The sequence below is a fragment of the Frigoribacterium sp. PvP054 genome (assembly GCF_040547465.1).
Taxonomy (GTDB): Bacteria; Actinomycetota; Actinomycetes; order Actinomycetales; family Microbacteriaceae; genus Frigoribacterium.
In genome coordinates this window covers 288,849-308,780 of sequence record NZ_JBEPPU010000001.1, presented here as the reverse complement: position 1 = coordinate 308,780, position 19,932 = coordinate 288,849, and the positions used below count along the sequence as shown (strand labels likewise).

Sequence of the window (19,932 nt, the reverse complement as noted above, 5' to 3'; positions counted from 1 at the left end):
TAAGCAGAATGGACATCGACGCCTACGCCGCCGCCCACGGTCACGACTGGGCCGAGCTCGACCGTCTGGCCCGACGGCGTCGCCTGAGCGGACCCGAGGCCGACGAACTCGTGCGCCTCTACCAGTCGGGGGCGGGGCAGCTGTCCGCGCTCAAGACCGCCACCGGCGACTCGGTGCCCGCCGACCGCCTGTCGATGTCGCTGTCGAGGGCCAGGCTGAGGTTCACGGGCGCCGGTCGCGACCTGTTCGCCCAACTGCCCGCCTTCTTCGTCGCGCAACTGCCCGCCGCGCTCTACCGGGTGCGCTGGTTGTCGCTCGTCCTGACGCTCGTGACGGTCGTCGTCGCCGCGGTGTTCGCCGTCTGGGCGGCGAACACGCCGGCCCTGCTCGCGTCGTTCGGCAGCGAGGAGTTCCGTCGTCAGTTCGCCGAGCAGGACTTCGTGCAGTACTACTCCGAGAGCGCGTCCACCTCGTTCACGGGCCAGGTGTGGACCAACAACGCCTACATCGCGGCCCAGTGCGTGGCGTTCGGCATCACGGGGGTGTGGGTGCCGTACGCGATCCTCAGCAACGCGATGAACGTCGGCATCTCGGCCGGGCTGATGGCCGACCAGGGGCGACTCGACCAGTTCTTCCTCTACATCGCGCCCCACGGCCAGCTCGAGCTGTACAGCATCTTCGTCGCCGGGGCCGCCGGCCTGATGATCTTCTGGTCGTGGGTGGCACCCGGTGCCCGCACCCGCGGCCAGGCGCTCGCGCAGGACGGCCGGGCGCTCGTGACCATCGCCGTCGGCCTCGTGCTCTCGTTGCTGGTCTCGGGGGTCATCGAGGGGTTCGTGACCCGTCAGGCCTGGCCCTGGCCGGTCAAGATCGGCATCGGCACGGTGGCCCTGCTCGGCTTCCTGGCCTACCAGTGGGTGCTCGGCGGCCGGGCGCACCGGGCCGGTCAGACCGGCGACCTCGACGAGTTCGAGGCCGGGGCGACCCAGCTCGTCGCCGACTGACCCGGTCGTCCGCACCGCCGGGCGGGGTCGGAGCCGGTCGGCCGCCTCCCGTCGCCCCACCGTCGGGGCGGGGTCAGAGCCGGCCGGCCGCCTTCAGCGCCAGGTACCGGTCGGCGAGGGCCGGCGGGAGGTCGGCCGGTGCCCCGGTGACGACGTCGGCACCGACCTGGCGGAGGGCCGCCGCGACGCGAGCCTGGTCAAGGCGTGCCCTCTCGGCTGCCGCGGCCCGGTAGACCTCGGCGCGGTCGCCCCGGCGCAGCACCGTCTCGTCGAGGGCGGGGTCGGTCACCGACGCGACGACCACGAGGTGCTGGCGCGTCAGCTGGGGGACGGCCGCGAGCAGTGAGCGCGAGGCGCCCGGACTGTCGACCGTCGTGGCGAGGACGACCAACGCCCGTCGCGAGGTCACCGAGCGGACCAGGGCGGGCACCGCGGCCCAGTCGGTCTCGACGAGCTCGGGCTCGACGGGGGCCATGGTCTCGACCATCGACGACAGCAGGGCCGGCCCGGTCGTGCCCTGCACCCGACCACGGACGCGCCGGTCGAAGAGGACCACGTCGACGCGGTCACCGGCCCGTGACGCGAGGGCCCCGAGCAGCAGGGCGGACTCGAACGCCGTGTCGAGCCGGGGCTCGTCGTCGATGCGGGCCGCCGAGGTGCGCCCGGTGTCGACCACGACGACGACGCGGCGGTCGCGCTCGGGTCGCCAGGTGCGGACGACGAGGCCGTCGCGGCGGGCGGTCGCCCGCCAGTCGATGGAGCGGACGTCGTCGCCACGCACGTACTCGCGCAGGCTGTCGAACTCGGTGCCCTGGCCTCGGATCATGACGCTCGTGCGCCCGTCGAGCTCACGGAGGCGCGCCAGCCGCGACGGCAGGTGCTTCCGTGACGAGAAGCGGGGCAGGACGCGCACCGCCCCCGGCACGTCGTGCGTCGCCTGGCGCCCGGCGAGCCGGAGCGGCCCGATCGTCCGGACGGTCACCCCGCCGGCCCGGCGCTCGCCCCGGCGGAACGGGGTCAGCGAGACCGTGACGGTCGTCGCCCTGCCCGGTCGCAGCGTCACCCGGTGACGGGTCGGCGTGGCGCCGGCCGAGGGCGGCCACGCGTCACGCAGCAGGCCGCGGAGGGTCCGTCGGCCCTCGTTCACGACCACCAGCCGAGCCGGCGCGCTCTCGCCCAGGCGCATGGCACCGGGCAGGTCACGGCGCAGCGAGAGAGACCGCGGGGACGCCGCGAGGGCCACGTCGACGACCGTCAGGGCGACGACGACCCCCAGCCACCCGACGATCGCCCAACCGCTGCCCGTCGCGACGACGGGCACGACCCCCAACGCGACGAGCGCGACGAACCACCCGGTGATCGCCATGGCTAGAGCGGCACCCGGACCTGCTGCAGCACCGAGCGGACGATGCCGTCGGCGTCGACGCCCTCGAGTTCGGCCTCGGGACGCAGCTGGAGGCGGTGTCGGAGGACGGGCAGCGCCATGGCCTGCACGTGGTCGGGGGTGACGTGGTCGAAGCCGGTCAGCCAGGCCCACGCCTTCGAGGCCGCGAGCAGGGCCGTCGACCCGCGGGGGCTGACGCCGATCTTGACCGACGGGCTCTCCCGCGTGGCGCGAGCCAGGTCGACCATGTAGGCCAGCACGTCGGGGGAGGCGCCGACCCGGGCCACCTCGGCCTGGGCGCGGGCCAGGTCGTCGGGGCCGAGCACGGCGGTGACCCCCGCGGCCCGCAGGTCGCGGGGCGAGAATCCCGCGGCGTGCCGCCCGAGCACCTCGACCTCGGCGTCCCGCGGCGGCAGGTCGAGCGTGAGCTTCATCAGGAAGCGGTCGAGCTGGGCCTCGGGCAGCGTGTAGGTGCCCTCGTACTCGACGGGGTTCATGGTCGCGGCGACGAGGAACGGCGTCGGCAGGGGGCGGCTGACGCCGTCGACCGAGACCTGGCGCTCCTCCATCGCCTCGAGCAGGGCGGACTGGGTCTTGGGGGGCGTGCGGTTGATCTCGTCGGCGAGCAGGACGTTCGTGAAGACCGGGCCCGCCCGGAACTCGAACTCACCCGACTTCGCGTCGTACACGAGCGACCCGGTGATGTCGCCGGGCATCAGGTCGGGGGTGAACTGGACCCGGGCCGTCTCGAGCGACAACGAGTGGCTGAGCGCACGGACGAGCAGGGTCTTGGCGACCCCGGGGACACCTTCGAGCAGGGCGTGCCCCTGTGCCAGCAGGGTCACGATCAGGCCCGTGACGGCACCGTCCTGGGCGACGACCGCCTTGCCCACCTCGGTGCGCACGCGGGCGAAGGTCTGCTGAAGTTCTGAGCTCATCTGGTGGTCTTCTCCGTGAGGGGGATCGGTGCGGGGACGAGGGAGGCGGGGACGCCCGAGGCGGACACGGGAGGCGCGGGGCGGGTCACGACGGAGCCACCGCCCGGTGCACCGCGCGCTCGAGGTCGAGCAGGCTGTCGCTGAGCGCCACCAGCTCTCGGTCGTCGACCGGATCGGCGTCGACGAGGACGTGGCGGAGGCCCCGTGGGTCGGCAGCCGTCAGCACGGCCACGCGCGCGACCACCTCGTCGACCGAGGCGGTCGTCGACAGGCCGGTCACCCGGGCGAGACGACCCAGCGTCCCGATGCGCAGCTGGTCGAGGGCGTGACCGCGGTGCCCCGACCGCTCGTACAGCCGGGCCCGGCCCTCGGTGGTCTCGGACGCCCTCACGGTCACCGGCAGCCGTTCGACGACGAGGGCGCCGAGTCGTCGACCCCGCCACACCATGGCCGCGACGCCGGCGAGCAGCAACACGACCAGGGACGGGGTGACCCACGAGGGGGTGAGCGTGGCCAGCGTCCCGGAGCCCTCGGGCAGGTCGTCGGCCGAGGGCAGGTACCAGGTCAGCTCGGAGGACTCGCCCAGCAGGGCGAGGGCGAAGGCCGCGTCGTCGTCCGACGAGATCGAGCCGTTGCTCAGGGCGCCGGTCGCCCCCACGACCGTCACCCGGGTGCCGCCGTCCTCGACCTCGACGAGGCCGTGGCCGTCGTCGCTCGGCAGGCAGCGGACCGCTCCGGGGAGGTCGGAGTCGTACGCCACGCCCGTGACGTCGACGCGGGACGCCTGGCGCAACGCGGGCAGCGCGCACGAGGGGGACGCCACGGCGTCGGTCACCTCGGCGGTGGCTCGGACGTCGACCCCGAGGCTCTCGAGCGCCGCGGGCCCGGGCGCGAGCAGGACGAGGTGGGAGGCCTCGGAGGCGAGTCGTCGCCACTGCTCGGCGACGAGGAACCCGTCGGCGTCGTCCACGACCACCGTGCCGCCGCCGGAACCGTCCGTGCCGTCCCCGCCGGCGAGCCGGTCCGTCGTCGCGTCGAAGCGCGTCGTCACGGTCACGTCGACGCCCTGGGCGCCCAGCACCTCGACGAGCGCCTTCGCCCCGCCGGGGGCGGCGTTCGCGGGCCCGAGGGGGCGTCCCTCGCCCGAACCCGAGCCGACGACGAGGGCGGCCGCCACCCCGAGCGCCAGCACGAGGGCGAGCGCGAGCCAGAACCGGGCGCGGCGCAGCGTGGCCCCGAGGGTCGGCGTCGTCACCATGCCGGTCGCACCGTCGCGTGCCGTGGTGGTCACGCGTCGACCCACCGAGAGGCCGTGACGCGGCGGTCGAGGTCGGCGACGGCCCGGTAGGCGTCGTCGGTGCCCGGCCGGTCGAGGTAGCGAACGCCGTCGAAGGCCGCCGCGGCCTCGGCGAACCCGCCCCGCAGGTCGGGAAACACGTCACCGGCCCGTCGCGCCACGTCGTTCGCCGTCGTGCCGGGCGAGACCGCGACGTCGCCGCGTTCGTCGAGCCCGCGGGCGATGGCCCGGAACGCCTCGGCCACGGCCAGAGTCAGGTCGCCCCGGGCGGCCGCGGCGCGGGCGGCCGTGCGCATCGCCTCGCTGTCGCGGGCGTCGTCGTCGCCGAAGAGGACCGGGGCGCGGGTCGACCGGCGGTTCAGCCGGGGCACCCCGTAGACGAGCAGCACGACGACGACGACCACCACGACGACCGCGAGCAGGACGATCAGGGCGACGGCCGGGGCCCCCTCGGTGCCGCCGAACCGGATCGAGCCGAGCCAGTCCCAGAACGCCTGCGCGGCCCGGTCGAGCCACGACGGCTGCGCGGCCACGTACTCGGGCTTCGTGAGCTCACGGAGGACGTCGCGTCGCGCGTCGTCGGCGTCGGGTGTCAGCGGCGGCCCGGCGGCGAAGGGCAGCCCGGTCACCAGCGCGGTGCTCCCGGCGGTGTCGTCGGGACGATCGGGGCGTCGGGGGTGCGGAAGGGGTCCGGCTGCCCGTCGACGGCCCGCCCGCCCCGTTCGACGTACCGCACCAGCTCGAGGTCGAGCCCCTCGGTCCGGATGCGGCGGTCGACGTAGACGAGCCCGGCCGACGCCGCCTGCAGCACCGAGCCGATGGCACCGATGACCGCCGTGATGCCGAGGGTCACCGCGTAGGTGCCCGCCGTCAACGCGACGAAGGTCGGGTCGGTCACGTCTCCGGTGGGGGCGAGGGTGCCGGTCAGGACGCTGAAGAGCACCGAGAACGGCGTCGCGACGACCTGGGAGGCGATCTGCACCATCAGGAACACGAGGGCGATCACGCCGAAGGTCCGCCAGAAGGAGGTGCGGGTCAGCGACCACGAGCGCCTCACCGCCGCGCCCAGCCCCATCCGCTCGAGGACGATGGCGCTCGGCACCAGGCTGGTCTTCACGGTCACCCACACCCCGAGGACGAGGAGGCCGAGGCCCAGCAGGACCCCGACGCCGATGCCGATGCCGATGCTCGGCCCCGTGCCGACGGCGACGCCGACCACGACGACCCCGGCGACGAGAGCCAGCGCCACGACGTAGGCGGCGGTCAACAGGGCGGACCAGCCGACGAGGGTGCCGAGGCGGCCCTTCGCCAGGGCCCAGAGCCCCCCGAGCCGCAGCTTCTCGCCGAGCGTCTGACGCGCCGTCTCGAGCACGAAGAGGCCCTGCAACAGCGCCGTGACGATCACCTGGAGGGCGATCGGCACGAGGGCCGAGGCGGCCACGATCGCGACGGCCCCGGCGAGGACCGCGTCGCGGTCGCGGGGCAGGGCCTGCTCGACCCGGCCGAAGGCGAGGAAGGCGCTGCCACCGGTGACGAGCACGGTCACCACCAGCAGGACGACCTGCGACAGCAGGGCCGTCCCGAAGGTCGTCCGGGGATTGCGGCGGAAGACCTGGAACGAGGCGCCGAGGATCTCGCCGAAGGTCAGGGGACGCAACGGCACGAGCCCCGGCTTCGGCGGGGGAGTCCAGCCGGGGGCCGGCAGGTGGCCCCCGACGGGCGGCGTCGGCGTGGGCACCGGACCGGCGGTCGACGGGTCGACCCGCTCACCCCAGCGCGGCGGCGACGCGTCGCCTCCGGGCGTGCTCCAGGCGTTCGGATCGCTCATGGTCCCCCTGGTCGTCCTGCCCGTGAGGTCGTCCTCACGAGTGTGTTCATGTTTCCACACCGGACGCAGCGCTGCCAGCCGATGCGCGCCTCCTGCACTAATCTGTCCTGACGTGCCGCCTCCCGAGCGGCCCAGCCCCGACGGAGAACATGAACCCGCGCATCCTCGTGGTCGACGACGACCCGGCGCTCGCCGAGATGATCGGCATCGTCCTTCGCGCCGACGAGTTCGACCCCCACTTCTGCGGCGACGGCAGCGGCGCCCTCGAGGCGTTCCACGAGGCCACGCCCGACCTGGTGCTGCTCGACCTCATGCTGCCGGGCCTCGACGGCATCGAGGTGTGCCGGCTCATCCGCGCCGAGAGCGGGGTGCCGATCATCATGCTGACGGCCAAGGGCGACACGGCCGACGTCGTCCGCGGGCTCGAGAGCGGCGCGGACGACTACGTGGTCAAGCCCTTCAACCCGAAAGAGCTGGTCGCCCGCATCCGCACCCGGTTGCGCCCCGCCACCGAGCCCACGAACGACGTGCTCACCGTCGGCGACCTGCGTCTCGACGTCGCCGCCCACGAGGTGCGCCGGGGCGACACGCCGATCGCCCTCACCCCGCTCGAGTTCGAGCTGCTGCTCGCGCTGGCGTCGAAACCGCAGCAGGTCTTCACGCGCGAGATGCTGCTCGAGCAGGTCTGGGGCTACCACTACAAGGCCGACACGCGTCTCGTGAACGTCCACGTCCAGCGGCTGCGGGCCAAGGTCGAGCACGATCCCGACGCTCCGCGCATCGTCACCACCGTGCGCGGCGTGGGCTACCGCGCCGGCGCGGGTTCGTAGCCCGGCGGGTGACGCTCGTGTCCGCGACGCAGGGGCCCGGACCGGGGCCGGCCCGGCGACGGGGCGCGGCGTCCACCTGGTGGCCGCCGGCGTGGCGCACCTGGCCGACGAGGGTGGTCCGCTTCTGGCGCTCGTCCCTGTCGTTCCGCACGGTGGCGCTCACCGTGGTGCTCTCGACCGTGGCCGTGACGATCATCGGCACGCTCATCTCGGTCACCATCGGGACGAGCCTGTACGACCAGCGCCGCGAGCAGGTCGAGGCCGAGAGCGTCCGCGCCACGCTGTTGGCCCAGAACATCTTCGACTCGGCGACCGCGACCGAGGACGCCAACCAGGTCGAGCTCGACGCGCTGCAGAACGAGGCGCAGACCGCCATCCTCGGCTCGACCTCGAGCCCCGGCGGGACGAGCATCGCCATCCTCCGCACCCCGGGGCAGAACAGCCCCCAGACGATCCAGAACATCGCCAGCCCCGACTTCCCCGACTCGGTGATCTCGCCGGCGCTCCGCGAGGCCGTGGCGACGGACGACGGACGCCTGTCGATGCAGTCGGTGTCGCTGCCCCCCACGTCGCAGGGCGGCGGATCACCGGGCATCGCGGTCGGGTCGACCCTGCAGGTGCCCACCGCAGGCCAGTACGAGCTCTACCTCGTCTACGACCTCAGCGACGCGCAGGCCACCCTCGACCTGATGCAGCGGACGCTCGGCATCGGGTCGCTCGCGCTCGTGCTGCTGATCGGCGCGATCACGTACCTGGTGGTCCGTCTCGTCGTCGGGCCGATCCGCACCGCGGCCGAGACGAGCCAGAAGATCGCGGCCGGTCACCTCGAGGAGCGCATCCCCGAGAAGGGGCAGGACGTCGTGGCCACGCTCGGGCGGTCGTTCAACGGCATGGCCGACGCCATGCAGCGTCAGATCTCGCAGTTGGCCGAGCTCTCGCGCGTCCAGCAACGGTTCGTGAGCGACGTCTCGCACGAGCTCCGCACGCCGCTGACCACCATCCGGTTGGCCGGCGACGTGCTGTACGACCAGCGCACGTCGTTCACCCCGTCGGCCGCCCGGACGGCCGAGCTGTTGCACACCCAGGTCGACCGGTTCGAGCTGTTGCTGGCCGACCTCCTCGAGATCTCGCGGTTCGACGCCGGGGCCGTCGAGCTCGAGACCGAGCCGGTCACGGTGGTGCGGCTCGTCGAGGACGGCGTCGACGAGTTCGGCCCGCTGGCGGCCGAGTCCGGCAGCGTCGTGTCGGTCGTCGCGAGGGGCGGGTACTTCGAGGCCGAGGTCGACCCCCGCCGACTGCGTCGCATCCTGCGCAACCTGCTCGGCAACGCGATCGAGCACGGCGAGGGGCGGCCCATCGAGGTCGAGGTCGACAGCGACGCATCGGCGGTCGCGGTCGCGGTGCGCGACCACGGCGTCGGGATGAGTCCCGACGACGCGTCGCGGGTGTTCGACCGGTTCTGGCGGGCCGACCCCTCGCGCCGACGCACGATCGGGGGGACGGGCCTCGGGCTCGCCATCAGCCTCGAGGACGCGGCCCTGCACGGCGGACGGCTCGAGGTGTGGTCCGAGCCGGGGTCGGGCAGCCGCTTCGTCGTGACCCTGCCCCGGGTGGCGGGCGGCCGCATCGACGGGTCCCCCCTGCCCGTGGTGCCCCCGGACCGCCGGGGCGAGACGACCGTGCCGGTGACCGGTGAACCCTGGACGGGCCAGGTCCCCGCCCACGAGACGTCCGCCGTGCCGACGGCGCCGACGAACGGCTCCGACGAGGGGCTCCGATGACCGGGCGTCGACCGGCGGGGCGGGCGGGCCGGGCATCGGCCGCCCTCGCGACCCTCGTGGCCGCCCTCGCCGTGCTGACCGGTTGCGTCGGCATCCCCGACGGCGGGCAGGTGCAGCAGGGCGACACCGTGAGCGACGACGTCGTGAGCGACTTCGTGTTCCGACCCAACGGCCCGGTCGCCGGCAGCTCGCAGGAGCGACTGCTGCGCGACTTCCTCTCGGCGGGCACGGGCTCGCAGGACAACTACGGCGTCGCCAGGGAGTTCCTCAGCACGGGCTTCGCCGACGAGTGGGAGCCCCGGGCGAGCGTGACCATCCGCCCGGGCGTGGGGTCCACCTCGCGGGTCGGCGAGACGACGCTCGACTACGCCTTCGTGGGCTCGGCGACGGTCGACTCGGCGGGGCACTACACCCCGGCCACCTCGTCGTCGACGACGACCCTGGCGTTCTCGTTCGTGAAAGAGGGGGACGAATGGCGCATCAGCGACGCCCCGGACGGCATCGTCCTCTCGCCGGCCACCTTCGACTCGGTCTTCCGGGCGCACGCCGCGTACTTCTACGACCCGACCTTCACCTACCTCGTGCCCGACGAGCGCTGGTTCCTCGCCCGGTCCTCGACCAGCACCCGCCTCGCCACGGCACTGCTCGACGGCCCCTCCGACTGGCTGCAGGGCGCCGTCGTCTCGGCCTTCCCCGAGGGCACGCAGCTGTCGCTGACGGCCATCACCGTCGACGACGGCACGGCCAGGGTCGACCTCACCGCCGACGCCCTCGAGGCGACGCCCGACGCCCGCGCCCGCATGCAGGCACAACTGCTGGCGAGCTTCTCGACGTTGGCGACCGTGACCGCCGTCGAGCTGAGCGTCGAGGGGGCGCCGCTGTCGGTCCCGGCGATGCAGCAGCCCGTGCCCGTCCGCGACCCCGCCGTCGACGCCCGGCCCCTCGTGCTGGCCGACGGGGTGCTGGGATTCGCCACGGCGAGTGCCACGAGTCAACTACCCGGGCTCTCGACGGCCGTCGAGGCCCTGCGCCCCCGGTCGGTCGAACTGTCCTCCGACCAGACCACCGCCGCCGTGGGCACGGCGTCCGGTACGTACGCCGTCACGGCCTCGGGCGGTGCGCGCCTGGTCGACGGTCGGGCCGGTCTCGTGGCCCCCTCGCTCGACGGCGGCGGCTTCGTCTGGTCCCTCGTCGCCGACGACCCGTCGAGCCTCACGGCGTACTCGACCGACGGCACGACCCACCCGGTGGCGACGTCGCTGCCGACGGGTCCGCGCGTGACCACCTTCCGCGTCTCGCGCGACGGCACCCGTGCCCTGCTGCTGCTCGACGACCAGGGTGCGTCGCGCCTCCTCGTGGCCGCCGTCGTCCGCGACTCCGACGGCGTCCCGATCCGCCTGGGCCCGCCCCTCGAGCTGTCCGCGCCCGACGGCGCCCCGGTCGACGCGACCTGGGCCGACCAGCTCACCGTGGCCGTGCTCACCACCGTGGGGGAGTCCTCGCGCGTGACCACGTCCGAGGTCGGCGGCGACTCGTCGAGCGCCGGACGCCCGCCGAGCGAGGCAGTGGCCGTCGTCGGCGGCAACGGCCTCGAGCGGTTGCTGGTCCTGAGCGCCGACGGCGACGTCCTCGAACCCCGCGGCAGCAGCTGGCAGGCGACCGGGCTCACGGCCGACCTGCTGGCGACCCAGCGCTGAGGGCCGCGCCGGGTGCTCCCCAGGCGGCCCGGCCGTGCTCCCGTCCCCAGCCGGACGAGGAGGTGCGGCGCGGGTGCTCCTCGCGGGTCACGCTGTCCGGGTGCCTCCGTCGTCCGTCTCCCGCCCCCGCCGCCGCCGCCAGAGCGGCGCCTGGCGTGGTGCCCTCCGGCAGGCCGCGCGCGAGGCGCTCTCGGTCGTCTCGCCCGTGTCGTGCGCGGGGTGCCGGTCGCCCGACGTCGCGCTCTGCGGCGACTGCCGTCGCCGTCTCGTCCCCGAGGTCACGCGGGTCGACCTGCCCGACGGGCTGCCCGTCTTCGCCGGGCTGGTCTACGCGTTCGAGGTGCGGGGCGTCGTGCTGGCCTTCAAGAACGGCGGGCGCGTCCGCCTCGCCGAGGCGCTCGCCCCGGCCCTTGGCGCGGCCCTCGAGCGCTGTGCCCGGATCGCCGAGGCCGAGGCCGGGGCCGGGGCCGGGGCGTGCGCCGATGCTCGGTCGGGCCTCTCGCTGCTGGTCGTCCCCGTCCCTCCGTCGCGCCGGGGCCGACGGCGGCGGGGTTACGACCCGGTCGAGCTCGTCCTGCGGCGGCTCGGCCTCGTGGTCGGGGGTCGGGTGCTCGTGCCGACGGCGTCGGCGGGCGGAGGTCAGAAGGGTCGCGACCGGCAGCAGCGGCTGCGCGCCCGCGAGGGCAGCCTGCGCTGCACGCGGGACCTGTCGGGGTCGCGCGTCGTGCTGGTCGACGACGTCGTGACGACGGGCGGCACCCTCACCGAGGCGTGCCGTGCCCTGCGGGCCCGCGGTGCGGTGGTGGTCGGTGCGGCGTGCCTGGCGTCGACCCCGTCGTGGTCGGGGTCGACGCCGTGACGGGTGCGCCGGGGCCGGGGTGTCCGAGGTCGTGCCGCACCTGTCGATCCGCCGCGCCCGGGTGGACGGTGCGTGACAGGGAGGTGTCCGGGTGGCTACGGTGGGGCGAAAGGCGTGAAAGGACATCCGCCTGGCTGACAGGCGGCACGTCGATAGCCACAGGAGGTCGTCATGGAAATTTCCGTCACGGGTCGAAACGTCGGCATCACCGATCGGTTCCGCGAGTACGCCACCGAGAAGGCCGACAAGGTCGCCGCCCTCGCCACCAAGGCGCTGGCACTCGAGGTCAAGGTCTCGCGGCACCACGAGAAGTCCGGCGGCCAGGCGGGCGACGACCGGGTCGAGCTGACCTTGATCGGCCCCGGCCCCCTCGTGCGGGCCGAGTCCACGGCCGGCGACAAGTACGCGGCCTTCGACCTGGCGATCGGGCGCCTCCTCGAACGGGTGCGGCGAGCCAAGGACCGGCAGAAGATCCATCGCGGGCAACACCGGCCGACGTCGTTGCGAGAGGCGTCGACGGCCGACTTCAGCGGGGTCGGCGTCACGCCGGCCGCCGCCGAGACCCTCGACCTGGTGCGGACCGGCGCGGTGCCGGTGGTGGGCGACGAGGCCCCCTCCGACGAGTTCGAGGACGACTACTGCCCCGTGGTCATCCGCACGAAAGTCTTCGCCTCGACGCCCATGACGGTCGACGACGCGCTCTACTACATGGAGCTCGTCGGCCACGACTTCTACCTCTTCATCGACGCCGAGACCGAACGGCCGAGCGTCGTCTACCGCCGCAAGGGCTGGGACTACGGCGTGATCGGGCTCGACCAGGACGCCCCCGAACTGCAAGAGGCGGCGACGGCGCTGCGGGCGGGGCTCGCGGGCTGACGCCTCGAGGTCCTCGGTGGCCGACACCCCGGGAGGCGCAGGGCACGTCCCTGCCGCCTCCCAGGGGGTCGGCCACTACGCTTGCTAAGATCGTGGGCCGGTCCAGGACGGACCTTCGACATCTCGGTGCTCCGATGCGGATCACCTCAGCGAGACCGCGGAGCGTTCCGCGGGTTCGACCGAACACATGGGAGCACACCAGTGGCCAACGTCCTCGAGAAGGTCCTCCGCGTCGGCGAGGGCCGCACGCTGCGCAAGCTGAAGGCCTACGCCAAGGCGGTCAACGAGCTCGAGGACGACTTCACGACCCTGACCGACGACGAGCTGCGCAACGAGACGGTCGAACTGCGCGAGCGCTACGCGTCGGGCGAGTCGCTCGACGACCTGCTGCCCGAGGCCTTCGCCGCGGTGCGCGAGGCGTCGAAGCGCACCCTCGGCCTGCGCCACTTCGACGTGCAGCTCATGGGTGGTGCCGCCCTGCACCTCGGCAACATCGCCGAGATGAAGACCGGTGAGGGCAAGACCCTCGTCGCGACCACGGCGGCGTACCTCAACGCCATCGCCTCCCGCGGCGTGCACGTCATCACGGTCAACGACTTCCTGGCGAGCTACCAGTCCGAGCTCATGGGTCGCGTCTTCCGCGCCCTGGGCATGACGACCGGGTGCATCCTGTCGGGTCAGACGCCGGCCGAGCGCCGTGAGATGTACGCCGCCGACATCACCTACGGCACGAACAACGAGTTCGGCTTCGACTACCTGCGCGACAACATGGCCTGGCAGGCCCAGGACATGGTGCAACGCGGCCACTTCTTCGCGATCGTCGACGAGGTCGACTCGATCCTCATCGACGAGGCCCGCACCCCGCTGATCATCTCGGGGCCCTCGTCCGGCGAGGCCAACCGCTGGTTCACCGAGTTCGCGACCATCGCCCGTCGCCTCGTGCCGGGCACGGACTACGAGGTCGACGAGAAGAAGCGCACGGTGGGCGTCCTCGAGCCCGGCATCGAGAAGGTCGAGGACTACCTCGGCATCGACAACCTCTACGAGTCGGCGAACACCCCGCTGATCTCGTTCCTGAACAACGCCATCAAGGCCGACTCGCTCTTCAAGCGCGACAAGGACTACGTCGTCATCAACGGCGAGGTGCTGATCGTCGACGAGCACACCGGCCGCATCCTGAGCGGTCGCCGCTACAACGAGGGCATCCACCAGGCCATCGAGGCGAAAGAGGGGGTGTCGGTCAAGGCCGAGAACCAGACCCTCGCGACGGTCACGTTGCAGAACTACTTCCGCCTCTACAAGAAGCTGTCGGGCATGACCGGTACCGCCGAGACCGAGGCCGCCGAGTTCATGAGCACCTACAAGCTCGGTGTCGTGCCCATCCCGACCAACCGTCCCATGCAGCGCATCGACCAGACCGACCTCGTCTACAAGAACGAGACGAGCAAGTTCGACCAGGTCGTCGAAGACATCGTCGAGCGGCACGAGAAGGGCCAGCCGGTCCTCGTCGGCACCACGAGCGTCGAGAAGAGCGAGTACCTCTCCCGTCTGCTCGCCAAGAAGGGCGTCAAGCACGAGGTGCTGAACGCCAAGAACCACGCGCGAGAGGCCGCGATCGTGGCACAGGCCGGTCGTGCCGGTGCCGTGACGGTGGCCACCAACATGGCCGGTCGCGGGACCGACATCATGCTCGGCGGCAACGCCGAGTTCCTGGCCGTCGCCGAGATGAACGCCAAGGGGCTCAGCCCGGTCGACACCCCCGACGAGTACGAGGCCGCCTGGGACGACGTCTTCGCCGCCAAGAAGGCCGCGGTCCAAGAAGAGGCCGACAAGGTCGTCGAGGCGGGTGGCCTCTACGTGCTGGGCACCGAACGCCACGAGTCCCGCCGCATCGACAACCAGCTGCGTGGGCGCTCCGGTCGCCAGGGCGACCCGGGCGAGAGCCGGTTCTACCTGTCGCTCACCGACGACCTGATGCGCCTGTTCAACTCGGGAGCCGCCGAGTCGCTGATGGGGCGCGGCAACGTCCCCGACGACCTCGCGATCGAGAACAAGATCGTCGGGCGGGCCATCCGCTCGGCGCAGTCGCAGGTCGAGTCGCGCAACGCCGAGATCCGCAAGAACGTCCTCAAGTACGACGACGTCCTGAACCGCCAGCGCGAGGCCATCTACGGCGACCGACGGCACATCCTCGAGGGCGACGACCTGAAGGACCGCAGCCAGAAGTTCCTCGAGGACGTCGTCAACGAGGTCATCGACCAGCACACGGGCGACGGCAGCCCCGACGACTGGGACCTCGACGCGCTCTGGACCGAGCTCGGCACCCTCTACCCGATCTCGATCACCATCGACGAGGTCATCACCGAGGCCGGCTCGAAGGGCAAGGCCACGCGGGCCTTCCTCGGCCAAGAGATCCTCTCCGACGCCAAGGTGGCCTACGAGGCACGCACCGAGGCCCTCGGTGAGTCCGCGATGCGCGAGCTCGAGCGACGCGTGGTGCTCTCGGTCATCGACCGCCGCTGGCGCGACCACCTCTACGAGATGGACTACCTGAAGGACGGCATCGGCCTCCGGGCGATGGCCCAGCGCGACCCGCTGGTCGAGTACCAGCGAGAGGGCTACGCGCTCTTCCAGAGCATGATGGGCCAGATCCGCGAAGAGACCGTCGGGTTCCTCTTCAACCTCGAGGTCGAGGTGCAGGGTCAGGTCGACGCCGCCGAGGCACCGGTCATCGCGGCCAAGGGCCTCGAGGCCGAGAAGCAGCCGCCGGCGCAGCTCGCCTACTCCGCCCCGAACATCGACGGTGAGGTCGAGGTCCGCAACCAGCGCGGCCAGCTCGAGAAGGGTGCGACCGCGAAGGCCCAGAAGGCCCAGGACGAGGCCGAGCGGTCGACGTCGCCCGAGATCGCGGCGGCACGCGCCTCCGGAGGCCCCGCCGCCCGTGACGCCGACGAGGGCACCGTCGGTGCCTTCGGGCAGAAGACCGGTGGCGGCGCCAGCCCGGTCAACCGCGCCGAGCGGCGCGCGTCGGGCAAGAAGGGCCGCTGACCCACCCCGCACCGCCCACACGACGACGCGCTTCCGGCACCGGTCGGGGGCGCGTCGTCGTGTGTCAGAGCACGTGGACAGCGGTCGCCCGCCAGCGGCGGTCGTAGGTCTCGAGGCGCACGGCGACCGCTCGGCTGCGGGCTCGTCCGTGCAGGACGACGACGGCCTCGACGACGCCGTCGACCGGCGAGCTGAGCCGGACGCCGCCGGTGGTGAAGGCCGGACGCTGCACCCGGGTGCCGTGGGCCGAACGGGCACGGGCCGCCAGGACGACGCGGGTGTGCAGGGTCCGGTAGACGTCTTCGGTGACCCAGCGCGACACCTGGTCGAGGTCTCGTGCGCCGGCGAGGATCTCGACGACGCACCGCACCAGGTTCTCGACGAGCAGGGCCGGGTCGTCCGGGAACGGCGAGGTGGTCGACGCCTTGGCCGCCGGGCGACCCGGGTCGAGGGCGTGGTCGTCGGACGGCCCGTCAGCGGTGACGAGAGCGGCGTCGTCGTCGCGGTCGGAGCCTCGACGCGGGCTCACGAGGGGAGGCACGGGCCGGAGGTGCGGCCGAGGCGGGGCCTCGGGGACGCGGGGCTCGACGGCGGGCTCGGCGAGGGCGAGGGCCTGGTGGTTCGAGGGCATCGGCAGTCTTCCTGTTCACGGTCATCCGGGCACGTTCCGAAGATATGACATGTGAGATGGCGAAACCAGACCGACTCGACGGTCTGTGGAGAACCCGTCCGGGCGCCGCGCCTGCACGAGGCCCGCGGACGTCACGGCTCCGGGCGTCGACCTAGACTGATCGGGTGTCGACGCTCAGTGATCTCGTTCTCGCCCAGGGCCTCTCGAGCGAGGTGGACGTCGAGTGGCTGCACCTGCTGGTGGGGGACTGGCAACTGCTCGCCGACCTCGCCTTCGCCGACATCGTGCTCTGGGTCCCCACGCAGACCGGCAGCTTCGTCGCGGTGGCCCACGCCCGGCCGTCCAGTTCGGCCACGCTGTTCTACCGTGACTTCGTCGGGCAGGAGGTGCGCCCCGAGTGGCGGGACCAGATCGAGCAGGCGTTCACGACGACGCGCATCGTCGACTCGGCAGCGCCCGACTGGTACGAAGAGACGCCCACGCGCGTCCGTGCGGTCCCCGTGCTGCGGCGTCTCGGGGCCAGCCGGCCCGACGTCACCGACGCCCCGATCGCGATCATCACGCGGCACACGAACCTCAGCGAGGCCCGCACCCCGAGTCGCCAGGAGCTCACCTTCAACCAGTGTTCCAACGACCTCTTCGCGATGATCGCCGCCGGCGACTTCCCCGACCTCGGGGCGCCGACGGGTCCGCGACGGGGCGCACCCCGCGCCTCCGACGGGTTGCTGCGCCTCGACGTCGACGGCATGGTGACCTTCGCGAGCCCCAACGGCCTGTCGGCCTTCAACCGCATGGGCTTCGCCGGCGAGCTCGAGGGCGAGTCGCTGGCCGAGGTCACCACGGGGCTGCTCGCCGGCAAGCTCGTCATCGACGAGTCGCTGCCCCTCGTCGTCACGGGCAGGGCCCCCTGGCGCACCGACATCGAGGCCCGGGGGGTCACCGTGTCGCTACGGGCCATCCCCCTGCGGGACAGGGGTGAGCGCGTCGGGGCGATCGTGCTCTGTCGTGACGTCACCGAGCTGCGGCACCAAGAGCGCGAGTTGATCACCAAGGACGCGACGATCCGCGAGATCCACCACCGGGTGAAGAACAACCTGCAGACGGTCGCGTCGCTGCTGCGCATCCAGGCCCGCCGGACGCGCACCGACGTCGCCCGCGAGGCGTTGACGCAGGCCATGCGACGCGTGCAGTCGATCGCCGTCGTGCACGACACGCTGTCGGAGGGCCTCAGCCAGAACGTCGACTTCGACACCGTGTTCGACCGCGTGCTCATGCTCATCGCCGAGGTCGCGTCGAGCCACAACACCACGGTCCGTCCCACGATGACGGGCAGCTTCGGCGCCCTGCCCAGCGAGTACGCGACGCCGCTGGCGCTGGCGCTGACCGAGCTCGTCACGAACGCGGTCGAGCACGGGCTCGACGGGCGCGACGGCGAGGTCGAGATCGTCGCCGACCGTCGCGCCGAAGAGCTCACCGTCAAGGTGCGCGACAACGGCGTGGGGCTGCCAGAGGGCAAGGTCGGCTCGGGCCTCGGCACCCAGATCGTCCGCACGCTCATCCAGGGCGAGCTCGGCGGCACGATCGACTGGCACACGCTGGTCGGCAACGGCACCGAGGTCACCATCGAGATCCCGTTCCGCTGGCTGACGCAACCCTGATCGGAGCGTCGAGAAGCCCGCTGCTCGACGACTGCCCCGGACGCGACGGAGCCCGGCACCTGCGACGAGGTGCCGGGCTCCGACGTCGGCCACGAGGGCCGGGCGTCGACCGACCGGAGTCGGTCGACGGATGATCAGCTGGCGCGACGGGCGCGGGCGGCGCGGCGCTTGAGCGCGCGACGCTCGTCTTCGCTCAGGCCGCCCCAGACGCCCGAGTCCTGCGAGGTCTCGAGGGCGTACTGCAGGCAGGTCTCGGTGACGGTGCAGCGTCCGCACACGGCCTTGGCCTTGTCGATCTGGTCGACGGCGGGGCCGGTGTTGCCGACGGGGAAGAAGAGCTCCGGGTCAGCCTGCAGGCAAGCGGCTTTGTCACGCCAATCCATCGATGGGTACTCCTTAAAGATGCAGAACCAGGCACGTCGAGGCGCCTGGTTCGTGGTGGGGAAAGAGAAGAATTCGGGAGGCGCGCACCGCAATGTGCACGTCACTTCGACCTCGAATATGGTCGCATACTGGTACGGCCAAATCAAGGGATTTCCGGGAGGCTCACACGTGACGACAGCAGGCACCGACGGCCCCCGAGACGAGACCGGTCGGTCTGCCGGGGCGGGTCGCCCGGCCCTGCTCTGGGTCGTGATCGTCCTGCTCGCGGCCGAGTTCCTGCTCGTCGCGGCGACCGCCGTCTTCCTGGTCGTCGAGCTGATCGTGGCCCGCCCGGACTCGTACCCCTCGGCCGTCGCGATCGTCGTGCTGACGGTGCTCGCGACCGTCTGGCTCGGGTCGATCGTGCTCGGTGCGCTGCGCGGCCGGGCCTGGATCCGCGGGGCCGCGATCGTCTGGCAGGTGCTCCAGTTCGCCGTCGGCTTCGGCAGCCTCCAGGGGGTCTTCGCCGACCCGGCCATCGGCGTCGCGCTCATCGTGCCGGCCGTCGCCGTCGTGGGCCTGCTGCTCGTGCCGTCGGTCGTCGCCGCGACCTCGGCCCGCGACCAGGAGCCCCACGTCTACTGACCCCCGACACGAGCGGCTCCCGACAGTCGGTGCCCCGCGTTCCGCCACGAAAGACACATCCCGCCACACGATCTCGTGGCGGGATGTCCACGTCGTGGCGCAGTGGCTCCTGTGCTCGCGTCGCCGCCGGGCGTCAGTCGAGGCCGAGCTTCTTGCGGAGCGACGCCACGTGCCCCGTCGCCTTGACGTTGTAGAGCGGCAGCTCGACCGCGCCCTGCTCGTCGACGACGAACGTCGAGCGGATCGTGCCCGTCACGATGCGCCCGTAGTTGTTCTTCTCGCCGTAGGCGCCGTACGCCTGGTGCACCGTCAGGTCGGGGTCGCTCAGCAGCGGGAAGTTCAGCCCCTGCTCGTCCTTGAACGACTGCAGGGCGGCGGGGGCGTCCTTCGAGACGCCCAGCACCTGGTAGCCCGACGACTTCAGCGAGTTGATGTTGTCGCGGAAGTCGCACGCCTCGGTCGTGCACCCCGGCGTCGAGGCCGCCGGGTAGAAGTACACGATGACCTTCTGCCCCGAGTAGTCGGCCAACGAGACGGGCGAGCCGTTCTCGTCGTCCAGGGTGAACGTCGGCGCCGCGGCGCCCTTCTCGAGCTTCGTGGACATGGTGCTCCGATCTGCGGGCGCCCCGAGGGGGCCGGTGGTTCTGAGGGGGTCGGAACTCATGGTAGAGTCATTCCTCGTTGCGGAACGCACCGCAGCTCGCACCTCTAGCTCAATTGGCAGAGCAACTGACTCTTAATCAGTGGGTTCTCGGTTCAAGTCCGAGGGGGTGCACGAAAGAATTGGTCCCCCGTGTCCTGCTGTGCAGGACCGGGGGATTCTTTCGTCGTGTGGGTTTGGTCCGCTCCGCGGACCGCGGCACACCCCGCACGGGGTGCCTGCCGCGCCCGCCAGGTCGCCGGTGCACGGGGGTGACGTCGCTTCGCTCGTCACGGGTGGGGCGACGTCGCTTCGCTCGTCGCGGGTGGGTGACTTCGCTTCGCTCGTCAGGGTGGGGGTGACTTCGCTTCGCTCGTCACGCGTGGGTGACATCGCTTCGCTTGTCGCGGGTGGGTGACTTCGCTTCGCTCGTCAGGGTGGGGGTGACTTCGC

General features: G+C 72.3%; 17 protein-coding genes and 1 tRNA gene. 10 read left to right on the top strand and 8 right to left on the bottom strand.

Annotated features, from left to right (window positions below):
- Positions 1-8 precede the first annotated feature (8 nt).
- Positions 9-1,004 carry a stage II sporulation protein M gene (locus ABID81_RS01430; protein ID WP_354593059.1) on the top strand — a complete coding sequence of 332 codons (996 nt, stop codon included), beginning with the start codon at positions 9-11 and terminating at the stop codon, positions 1,002-1,004.
- A 73-nt stretch (positions 1,005-1,077) separates the two neighbouring features.
- Here ABID81_RS01430 and ABID81_RS01425 read toward each other — a convergent pair whose 3' ends face one another.
- The 5 genes from ABID81_RS01425 to ABID81_RS01405 form a co-directional block, all read right to left on the bottom strand.
- Complete coding sequence (locus tag ABID81_RS01425; RefSeq protein WP_354593058.1) at positions 1,078-2,370, bottom strand: DUF58 domain-containing protein; 1,293 nt, start codon at positions 2,368-2,370, stop codon at positions 1,078-1,080.
- A gap of 2 nt (positions 2,371-2,372) precedes the next feature.
- Positions 2,373-3,326 carry an AAA family ATPase gene (locus ABID81_RS01420; RefSeq protein ID WP_354593057.1) on the bottom strand — a complete coding sequence of 318 codons (954 nt, stop codon included), beginning with the start codon at positions 3,324-3,326 and terminating at the stop codon, positions 2,373-2,375.
- Positions 3,327-3,411: 85 nt separating this feature from the next.
- A complete protein-coding gene (locus ABID81_RS01415) occupies positions 3,412-4,617 on the bottom strand; it encodes a DUF4350 domain-containing protein (protein ID WP_354593056.1) in 1,206 nt (401 codons plus the stop codon).
- The gene (locus ABID81_RS01410) at positions 4,614-5,252 is read right to left on the bottom strand and encodes a DUF4129 domain-containing protein (protein ID WP_354593055.1); all 639 of its coding nucleotides are present in this window, start codon (positions 5,250-5,252) and stop codon (positions 4,614-4,616) included. Before ABID81_RS01410 ends, ABID81_RS01415 begins: the two co-directional genes overlap by 4 nt.
- A complete protein-coding gene (locus ABID81_RS01405; RefSeq protein ID WP_354593054.1) occupies positions 5,249-6,451 on the bottom strand; it encodes a DUF7847 domain-containing protein in 1,203 nt (400 codons plus the stop codon). The genes ABID81_RS01410 and ABID81_RS01405 overlap by 4 nt, the downstream gene beginning before the upstream one ends.
- Before the next feature lie 149 nt (positions 6,452-6,600).
- Between ABID81_RS01405 and mtrA the strand changes: the two genes are divergently transcribed.
- From mtrA to secA, 6 genes are all read left to right on the top strand, one after another.
- Positions 6,601-7,281 (top strand): MtrAB system response regulator MtrA, encoded by a 681-nt coding sequence (gene mtrA / locus ABID81_RS01400; RefSeq protein WP_056257433.1) that lies wholly within the window; start codon positions 6,601-6,603, stop codon positions 7,279-7,281.
- 8 nt (positions 7,282-7,289) lie between these two features.
- Positions 7,290-9,062 carry an MtrAB system histidine kinase MtrB gene (mtrB, locus tag ABID81_RS01395; RefSeq protein ID WP_354593053.1) on the top strand — a complete coding sequence of 591 codons (1,773 nt, stop codon included), beginning with the start codon at positions 7,290-7,292 and terminating at the stop codon, positions 9,060-9,062.
- Positions 9,059-10,759: an LpqB family beta-propeller domain-containing protein gene (locus tag ABID81_RS01390; protein ID WP_354593052.1), complete on the top strand. Its 1,701-nt coding sequence runs from the start codon at positions 9,059-9,061 to the stop codon at positions 10,757-10,759. Before mtrB ends, ABID81_RS01390 begins: the two co-directional genes overlap by 4 nt.
- 100 nt (positions 10,760-10,859) lie before the next feature.
- Positions 10,860-11,618, top strand: coding sequence for a ComF family protein (locus tag ABID81_RS01385; protein ID WP_354593051.1), 759 nt, complete (start codon positions 10,860-10,862; stop codon positions 11,616-11,618).
- 171 nt (positions 11,619-11,789) lie between these two features.
- Complete coding sequence (hpf, locus tag ABID81_RS01380; RefSeq protein ID WP_354593050.1) at positions 11,790-12,494, top strand: ribosome hibernation-promoting factor, HPF/YfiA family; 705 nt, start codon at positions 11,790-11,792, stop codon at positions 12,492-12,494.
- Positions 12,495-12,695: 201 nt separating this feature from the next.
- Entirely contained in the window at positions 12,696-15,542 is a 2,847-nt protein-coding gene (secA, locus tag ABID81_RS01375; RefSeq protein WP_354593049.1) for a preprotein translocase subunit SecA, read from the top strand.
- Positions 15,543-15,606: 64 nt separating this feature from the next.
- On the opposite strand, the gene ABID81_RS01370 is transcribed toward secA, so the two are convergent.
- On the bottom strand, positions 15,607-16,173 hold the full coding sequence (locus ABID81_RS01370; RefSeq protein WP_354593048.1) for an Rv3235 family protein: 567 nt from the start codon (positions 16,171-16,173) through the stop codon (positions 15,607-15,609).
- A 164-nt stretch (positions 16,174-16,337) separates the two neighbouring features.
- Between ABID81_RS01370 and ABID81_RS01365 the strand changes: the two genes are divergently transcribed.
- Positions 16,338-17,831: a sensor histidine kinase gene (locus ABID81_RS01365; protein WP_354593047.1), complete on the top strand. Its 1,494-nt coding sequence runs from the start codon at positions 16,338-16,340 to the stop codon at positions 17,829-17,831.
- Positions 17,832-17,965: 134 nt separating this feature from the next.
- On the opposite strand, the gene ABID81_RS01360 is transcribed toward ABID81_RS01365, so the two are convergent.
- Positions 17,966-18,214 carry a WhiB family transcriptional regulator gene (locus ABID81_RS01360; RefSeq protein WP_043594001.1) on the bottom strand — a complete coding sequence of 83 codons (249 nt, stop codon included), beginning with the start codon at positions 18,212-18,214 and terminating at the stop codon, positions 17,966-17,968.
- A 169-nt stretch (positions 18,215-18,383) separates the two neighbouring features.
- Here ABID81_RS01360 and ABID81_RS01355 point away from each other — a divergent pair, with 169 nt between their 5' ends.
- On the top strand, positions 18,384-18,839 hold the full coding sequence (locus ABID81_RS01355) for a hypothetical protein (RefSeq protein WP_354593046.1): 456 nt from the start codon (positions 18,384-18,386) through the stop codon (positions 18,837-18,839).
- Between the two features lie 133 nt (positions 18,840-18,972).
- On the opposite strand, the gene bcp is transcribed toward ABID81_RS01355, so the two are convergent.
- On the bottom strand, positions 18,973-19,443 hold the full coding sequence (gene bcp / locus ABID81_RS01350) for a thioredoxin-dependent thiol peroxidase (RefSeq protein ID WP_354593045.1): 471 nt from the start codon (positions 19,441-19,443) through the stop codon (positions 18,973-18,975).
- A gap of 98 nt (positions 19,444-19,541) precedes the next feature.
- Here bcp and ABID81_RS01345 point away from each other — a divergent pair.
- Positions 19,542-19,614: transfer RNA gene (locus ABID81_RS01345), tRNA-Lys, on the top strand.
- Positions 19,615-19,932 lie beyond the last annotated feature (318 nt).